Source organism: Legionella septentrionalis (assembly GCF_003989745.1).
Lineage (GTDB): Bacteria > Pseudomonadota > Gammaproteobacteria > Legionellales > Legionellaceae > Legionella_A > Legionella_A septentrionalis.
The window spans coordinates 1-3735 of record NZ_RZGS01000067.1; the positions used below are offsets into that span (position 1 = coordinate 1).

The window sequence follows — 3735 nt, forward strand, 5'->3', positions numbered from 1 at the left end:
TAGAATCGTAATTATTTGGCTTTCGTTATATCTCGATTTCTTCATCAAATTCTCCTCGGTAGTTATTATACCCAGAGAACTCTAATTTTGACTGGAACAATTATAAGGGGGGATTACAATGGAAGCTCAAAGATTTTAAAGAGTGGACAAAAAATGCTTTAAGAGTCATTCGTGAATTAAGGAAGGACTTTTTAGAACCAGGTGATATTGAGTGGAAAGAAAAGGCAGCAAAAGTGCTTAAACATGAAAAATTAGATATGATGAGTCTTGTTGAATATTTTAAAAAACATGTTGCCTCAGAGATACTAGCATAACAATCTGGATAGTTTGTATTTACAATTTATTACATAGTTTCTAAGAATAACACATTATATTTCCTAATTATTTTGTTAATTGTTTTTTGTCAAACTGACTCCAAAAATCATTCAGCGATAAATTAATTAGGGAAATATGAAGACGGGGTGCTAGAGTCAATTAGTCAGGATCTTAAGTTACTTTCTAGTAGGAGAGATATATTTTCCAAGACAGTTAATTTTACTTACTATTGCGTTCATATCATTATGAAGGGGATTAATTACTAAGTTTCTCTCTTCTGGCACCATAACTGAAGGAACTGAAATAGCGAGATATTTAGTTTGGTTAAATAAATGCTTTTCAGCAAAATCCCGGGTGACATTTATCGCGGGCTCGCTGTCCCATCCTTTAGGTAAATTACTCACCGAAAATTCTTTGATTAGCTGATCAGGGATATCAATTTTGAATTTATAGTATGAGTAGCCCGAAACAGATAACCCATTATGGGCTAACCACTCTAGCGTACAAAGAGCTATAGAATCAGAGCAATAAACTGCTTTACGACCTTTATTATTCCACCTACCGGAAACATAAAGCCCACCCTCGCCGGAAAAAACGGTTTTTATCATTGCATCGTTATGCGCTCTATACCAAGTCGTCATTAACTGTAAACACCGTATTTGATTTGCTGCAAGGCCTGCTCAACAAGCCTATGGCCAACTTCGGTATCAAGCAAATCAATAGGTTTTCGATTACCTAATGAAGGGATTTCCCTGTAGAGCCAATCTTTAGTGTCAGACTCACCAATAATTTCACCTGCCACCTTAGTTACAGATACAAGTCGCATAAGCTTTTCAGAAGAGGCTGAGTCAAGCACTTGTCCTTTGCCTTTTTTCGATTTGTATGTGGACGCTGGAATATCAAGTCGCTGAAGCACATCTTTCATCACATACTCGTGGGATGATAAGTAGCCCTCTATATCCTGAGGAAGTACACCTTCCCTGATGGCTTCAATTTCTTTGATGGGGTCACCAAATAATTTTTTGATAGTTGTATTAGCCATATAATCTCTCCTATATAGATTGACTATATAGTATATATTGATACTTTGTCAAGTTCAAAAATATACTTTTATTCAAGCATGCCCTACCAACATTATCTGCTCCTTAATTCATAAACTCATTTTAATCATGATTAAAATGAACTTTGATTAATGTATAGAGTTTTTGAACTGGCTTTCGTGTTGAAATACAAATTTTTGAACATCGATTTTAATCGTCCATAAACCCATCGTTTTACGGACTTCAATAGCAAAGTTATTTATGAAATGTAGATGTCTCAATAGTACGAAAAGTTAAGTTGATTCGTGGCTCTTGTATTTTTTTTGTTGGGGGTAAACGATGTAGCCAATGAGCTTGTGTGCTCCCTTTCATCATCAATAAACTACCCGAAGACAATACAATTGAAACAACTTCTTTAGTTTTCTTATTTTTAAAAGAAAATTTCCGCTCTGCCCCAAGACTCAATGACGCTATCGCGCCGTTTTTCTTTAAATCTTTCTCCCCATCACTGTGCCAGGCCATTCCCTCACTTCCATCGTGGTATAGATTTAACAAACAAGAGTTGTATGTTTCTCCACTTTCCTTTTCGACTAACGATTTCAATATTAATAACTCGTCTGACCAGGTAAGAGCCAGTCGAGTAATTCTTGAATAAGTGTACGAAAAAGGCTTATCGGCATACCAAGCTATTTTCCGTTTGGTGATAATATGCTTACCAAAAATTTTGGCCTCATCTGGCTTCCAAACAATTTTTGTAAATAATTGGTTGAAAAAATAATCAGCCTCATTTTTAGTTAAAATGATGCCATGGTGGTAAACCTCTCCTTCATACGGAAGAATATTGGCAAATAATTTTATTCGTAAATCATCATCCTGCATCAATGTCTCAACTCTTTTACATTTTAAATAGACTATCCAGTAGTTGAGGCTCGTTAACCAGCCTATCTTTGTCAAGGTGGGATAACTTTTTAATATGTCGCTCAACTTGCATTGCCTTTAGTTTGCTCTCTTTAATTTTCCAGCATTGAGCAATTTTTAATGGCTTAAAACTACGCGTGTATTTACATTTTCCCGTACCATCAATATGAGACTGATAGCGCTTTTCAAGGTTATTTGTGTAACCCGTATAATAAGTGTTGTTTTCGCAAAGTAAGATATATACCCAATAAGAAGTAGTACTCATCTCTTACCCCTTTATGAAAATAGGTTCTCAATTGTGTCTTGCATTTCATCCTGGCTCGGCTTGGCATAACGGAAAATTTCTTTAATGGAGACATTCCCACTGAGTTCTTGTGCAAAATGTACCCCATGCTTATCAGTTACTTTCTTCAAAAAAGTATGCCTTAATTGATGAGGGGTGAACGCAAATTTTTCATATTCGGGTAAAAATGCCACGGCTTGCTTTAAAACTCGTTGGCAAATTCTGTACACATCAAGAGTTTGTAAGCGTGTCCCATATCGTGTGATAAATAATGGTTCATGTTCTGTAGCATTTCTTTTTTCTAAATAACAATCTAAATATTCCCTGCTCTCTTGTGGCAATGGAATTTTTTGGCTAACTCGCTTCGATTTATGGCGCATCACTTCATATAGTCCTTTTTGCCTATATTGTCCGACATTTAAAGAAACCACCTCGGATTCACGAAGTCCCGTCCCTAGTAATAAATAAAACAAAGCGGTTTCCATAGCAGGATTTTGATTTTTCCGCGTACAGCTTTTAATGCGCTGCTCACAGGCAGATTTAAGACGCATAAGCTGTCGTGAGGTTAAACCGTTCCAATCCGGCGCATCGGTTTGCAGATCTTTAACCTGAGCTAAGGGGTCACCAGCTAACAAAAGGCGTTGCTGATAAAGCCAACGCCCAACATGACGAATTGTTGCCATTATTCGGTTAATAGATGTCGCTTTATAAGGTTTACCTGTTTTCTCAGAAATCGTCTTGCTTAAATTTTTTTGAAACTGTTTGCTGACCGCTGGCGTCCAACTATCCACTAAATCATGCCCCACTTCCGTTTGGAAAAAATGAATGAATTTCGCCAAATCTTTTCTTTTGGCTTGCTGGGTTTTTTCAGGAGCGCCTTTCACATGTACTGAATAATAATAGGATATCCAAGCTGAAAGAGAATTGGTATCAAAATGAACATCCAAGGGATGGGAAATCTTATCTATCACAAATTTTTGATTTTTGTCATTTTGGATATTGAGGAAATTCAAGGGTCACTCCCTGAGCTTTTCCTCAATTATATCCTGTTTGTGATGGATAAGGTACGTTATCTATCTCAAACATAAGTCATCAAAAGGGAAGAAACTCATAACTATAACCACTTTTATGTTTTCCCACATTATTGTATTCCCACAAAGGTGGTGGGCTATTTGAAAC

The 3735-nt window shown here is 36.5% G+C and carries 5 protein-coding genes; all 5 read right to left on the reverse strand.

Annotation, left to right across the window (positions count from 1 at the left end):
* Positions 1-491 precede the first annotated feature (491 nt).
* The 5 genes from ELY11_RS12140 to ELY11_RS12160 all read right to left on the reverse strand — a co-directional run bounded on the left by ELY11_RS12140 (position 492) and on the right by ELY11_RS12160 (position 3569).
* Positions 492-956 carry an RES family NAD+ phosphorylase gene (locus tag ELY11_RS12140; RefSeq protein ID WP_127033852.1) on the reverse strand — a complete coding sequence of 155 codons (465 nt, stop codon included), beginning with the start codon at positions 954-956 and terminating at the stop codon, positions 492-494.
* Positions 956-1357, reverse strand: a complete 402-nt coding sequence (locus tag ELY11_RS12145; RefSeq protein WP_127033855.1) for an antitoxin Xre/MbcA/ParS toxin-binding domain-containing protein — start codon at positions 1355-1357, stop codon at positions 956-958. Before ELY11_RS12145 ends, ELY11_RS12140 begins: the two co-directional genes overlap by 1 nt.
* A gap of 253 nt (positions 1358-1610) precedes the next feature.
* A complete protein-coding gene (locus ELY11_RS12150; protein WP_127033858.1) occupies positions 1611-2234 on the reverse strand; it encodes an alpha-ketoglutarate-dependent dioxygenase AlkB family protein in 624 nt (207 codons plus the stop codon).
* A 16-nt stretch (positions 2235-2250) separates the two neighbouring features.
* Positions 2251-2538 carry a GIY-YIG nuclease family protein gene (locus ELY11_RS12155; RefSeq protein WP_127033861.1) on the reverse strand — a complete coding sequence of 96 codons (288 nt, stop codon included), beginning with the start codon at positions 2536-2538 and terminating at the stop codon, positions 2251-2253.
* 11 nt (positions 2539-2549) lie between these two features.
* The gene (locus ELY11_RS12160) at positions 2550-3569 is read right to left on the reverse strand and encodes a tyrosine-type recombinase/integrase (RefSeq protein ID WP_127033864.1); all 1020 of its coding nucleotides are present in this window, start codon (positions 3567-3569) and stop codon (positions 2550-2552) included.
* Positions 3570-3735 lie beyond the last annotated feature (166 nt).

Coding starts and splice junctions, on each gene's coding strand:
- ELY11_RS12140 (WP_127033852.1), bottom strand. CDS start 956: ATGACGACTTGGTATAGAGCGCATAACGATGCAATGATAAAAACCGTT.
- ELY11_RS12145 (WP_127033855.1), bottom strand. CDS start 1,357: ATGGCTAATACAACTATCAAAAAATTATTTGGTGACCCCATCAAAGAA.
- ELY11_RS12150 (WP_127033858.1), bottom strand. CDS start 2,234: ATGCAGGATGATGATTTACGAATAAAATTATTTGCCAATATTCTTCCG.
- ELY11_RS12155 (WP_127033861.1), bottom strand. CDS start 2,538: ATGAGTACTACTTCTTATTGGGTATATATCTTACTTTGCGAAAACAAC.